Genomic DNA, 3,007 nt, shown 5'->3' with positions numbered 1-3,007 from the left:
AGCAGGTCCGGGGTGAACTGGATCCGCCCGACGGTGCAGGCGACGGACCGCGCGAGCGCCTTGGCGAGCGTCGTCTTGCCGACGCCGGGGACGTCCTCGATGAGGAGATGCCCCTCGGCGAGGAGCACGGCCACGGTGAGCCGGACCAGGTCGCTGCGCCCGGAGATCACGGTCTCCATGGACTCCCGGATGGCGGCGGACGTCCTCGCGACGTCCTCGATCTCGTCGCCGGTCGGCAGCGCGTGCATGGTCACCTCTTCGTCGGCCTGCTGGAAGCGTAGGTGACGGCGCCCGGGTGCGCGACGACCTCGGATCAGGTCGCCCCTCCACTTCCCTCCCCGGGCTCCCTGCCCGACGGCCGAGTGCGGACCGGTCCGCCCCCGGGAACGGCGGCTGCGGCGCATCGGCACTGGTCACAGGCGTGCGCCGGCCCGGGGCGGCCGGCCCGAGGCCTCCGCCCACCGCCCCACCCGCCGCCCGGACCGCCATCGGCCGACACGCGACGGGGGGCCAGGCCGTGCGAATCCCTCCACCTCGCTCCACCGCTGGTGACCTGCGCTTCTGCGGACGACAGCGCCCCTTCACCCGCGTTTCCTCTGTTCGGGTGGAGGAGTGTGGAGTAATGTGGCGCGCACTGGGTCGGCCGGGAGGGTCGGTCCAGGGCGCGAGCGGGGCGCCGGGGGTTGCGGGAGGAGGGGTGCGACATGGTCAGCGACGCGTTCGGCCACGACGCCCCGCTGTTCCTCGGCACCTACACGCCCCGGCTGGACGACAAAGGCCGGCTGATCCTGCCCGCCAAGTTCCGGGGGCAGCTCGCGACCGGCCTGGTGATGACCAAGGGCCAGGAGCGCTGCCTCTTCGTGTTCCCCGTGGGCGAGTTCCGGCGCATGCACGACCAGCTCCGCCAGGCGCCCGTCACGAGCCGCCAGGCCCGCGACTACCTGCGCGTGTTCCTCGCCAGCGCCCACGACGAGGTGCCGGACAAGCAGGGCCGGCTCTCGATCCCGGCCGGGCTGCGCGGCTACGCGGGCCTCGACCGGGACGTCGCCGTCATCGGCGTCGGCAGCCGGGTCGAGATCTGGGACGCCGCCGCCTGGGAGTCGTACCTCGAGGAGCAGACCCCCAGCTACGCGGAGACCGCCGAGGAGGTGATCCCCGGTGCCTTCTGAGTGACGCGCGACGTCGCGGACACGCCCGGGCCGGTGCCCGGGTCGCGGACCGCACCGCACGGTGAGGTCTCCTCCCGCCCTTCTCTGACGCACTTCCCCGGCGTCAGAGCGGGCCGCGGAGGGGGACCTGGTCGGGCGGTGGAGGGCCGCCCGGCCGCAGACGACGACGCGTCGGCACGACCGGCCGGAGCAGTCCGGCGCGCGCGACACGACCACCCGCACGACCCGTACGACCCGACCAGGAGGTGCCATGGCAGCCGCGGCCGACCGTCCCGCCGCGGACCGGCACGTCCCCGTCCTCCTCGACCGCTGCGTCGAGCTCCTCGCGCCCGCGCTCGTCCCGCAGCCCGGTGACGTCCCGGCCGTCCTGGTCGACGCCACGCTGGGCATGGGCGGTCACACGGAGGCCTTCCTCGAGCGGGTCCCCGGGCTCGTCGTCGTGGGGCTGGACCGGGACACCCAGGCCCTGGCCCTCGCCGGGGAGCGTCTCGCGCGCTTCGGGGACCGCTTCGTCCCCGTGCACACGGTCTACGACCGCATCGACGAGGTCGTCGCGGACCGCGTGGGGCGCCCCGTGCAGGGCGTCCTCATGGACCTCGGTGTCTCCTCGCTCCAGCTCGACGAGGTCGACCGCGGCTTCTCCTACGCCCACGACGCCCCGCTGGACATGCGGATGGACGCCTCCACGGGCGTGACCGCCGCGGAGGTCCTCAACACCTACCCCGAGGCCGAGATCACCCGCGTCCTGCGGGACTACGGCGAGGAGAAGTGGGCGGCGCGGATCGCCCAGCGTGTCGTCCGTCGTCGCGAGCAGGAGCCCCTGCGTCGCACCGCCGAGCTCGTGGACGTGGTGCGGGCGGCCATCCCGGCCGCGGCGCGCGCCACGGGCGGCAACCCGGCCAAGCGCACCTTCCAGGCGCTGCGGATCGAGGTCAACGGCGAGCTCGCCGCCCTCGAGCGGGCCCTGCCGGCCGCCGTCGGGAGCCTCGCGGTGGGCGGCCGGATCGCCGTCATGGCGTACCAGTCGCTCGAGGACCGCATGGTCAAGCGCGCCCTGGCCGCGGGGGCCACCGTCAGCACGCCCGCCGGGATCCCGGTCGTGCGCGAGGAGGACCAGCCCTACCTGCGCCTCCTCACCCGGGGGGCGGAACGCGCACCGGAGCCCGAGCAGGAGCGCAACCCCCGGTCCACACCCGTCCGGCTCCGCGCAGCAGAGCGGCTGCGCGCGACCCCCGACCAGCCCACCCCCGAGCACCGTCGCAGGAGGACAGCATGAGCGCCGCCGCACCCGCCGTCGTGCCGACGGTCCCCTCGCGACGTCCGGCGACCAGCACGGCGACCGCCCCCGCGACGGCACCGCGTCCCGCCCCGGAGCGCCGCCCGGCCCCCGCCCCGGCGCGGCCCCGCCTGCACGTCGTCCGGGCCCCGGAGCATGCGCGGACCCGGACCCCCTTCGTGGTGCTGTGCATGGGGGTGCTCGCCGCGTCGCTCCTGGGCACCCTGCTCCTCAACACGGCCATGGCGCAGGGGGAGTACGACCGCTTCGCCCTCCAGACCGAGCTGACGCGCGCCGCGCAGGAGGAGCAGCAGCTCGCGGGCGAGATGGCCCGGCTGGAGTCCCCGGCCCAGATCGCCGGGGCGGCGGCCTCGCTCGGCATGGTGCCCTCGTCCGGGGGCGGGTACCTCCGGCTGTCCGACGGCGCCGTGCTCGGCAACCCCACGCCGGCGGGGGCCGACCAGTGACGCCGGGCCGGCCCGAGGACCAGACGGTCCACCGCCGCCGGCCGACCTCCGTCCGGGGGAACGTCGCCGGGCCCGGGCGCGTCGCGGCCCCGCCG

General features: G+C 75.9%; 4 protein-coding genes. 3 read left to right on the top strand and 1 reads right to left on the bottom strand.

The window, feature by feature from the left end:
- The coding region (locus N866_RS13920; protein ID WP_173406158.1) for an AAA family ATPase at positions 1-248 on the bottom strand (248 nt) is incomplete at its 3' end.
- Between the two features lie 489 nt (positions 249-737).
- Here N866_RS13920 and mraZ point away from each other — a divergent pair.
- The 3 genes from mraZ to ftsL all read left to right on the top strand — a co-directional run bounded on the left by mraZ (position 738) and on the right by ftsL (position 2,912).
- A complete protein-coding gene (gene mraZ / locus N866_RS13915) occupies positions 738-1,169 on the top strand; it encodes a division/cell wall cluster transcriptional repressor MraZ (protein WP_034227383.1) in 432 nt (143 codons plus the stop codon).
- Between the two features lie 250 nt (positions 1,170-1,419).
- Entirely contained in the window at positions 1,420-2,445 is a 1,026-nt protein-coding gene (gene rsmH / locus N866_RS13910) for a 16S rRNA (cytosine(1402)-N(4))-methyltransferase RsmH (RefSeq protein ID WP_034227379.1), read from the top strand.
- On the top strand, positions 2,442-2,912 hold the full coding sequence (gene ftsL / locus N866_RS13905) for a cell division protein FtsL (RefSeq protein WP_034227377.1): 471 nt from the start codon (positions 2,442-2,444) through the stop codon (positions 2,910-2,912). The genes rsmH and ftsL overlap by 4 nt, the downstream gene beginning before the upstream one ends.
- Positions 2,913-3,007 lie beyond the last annotated feature (95 nt).

It is taken from the genome of Actinotalea ferrariae CF5-4, assembly GCF_000603945.1.
GTDB lineage: Bacteria > Actinomycetota > Actinomycetes > Actinomycetales > Cellulomonadaceae > Actinotalea > Actinotalea ferrariae.
Note: the sequence above shows the minus strand (reverse complement) of the source record. Positions and strands in the feature narration are given on the sequence as shown.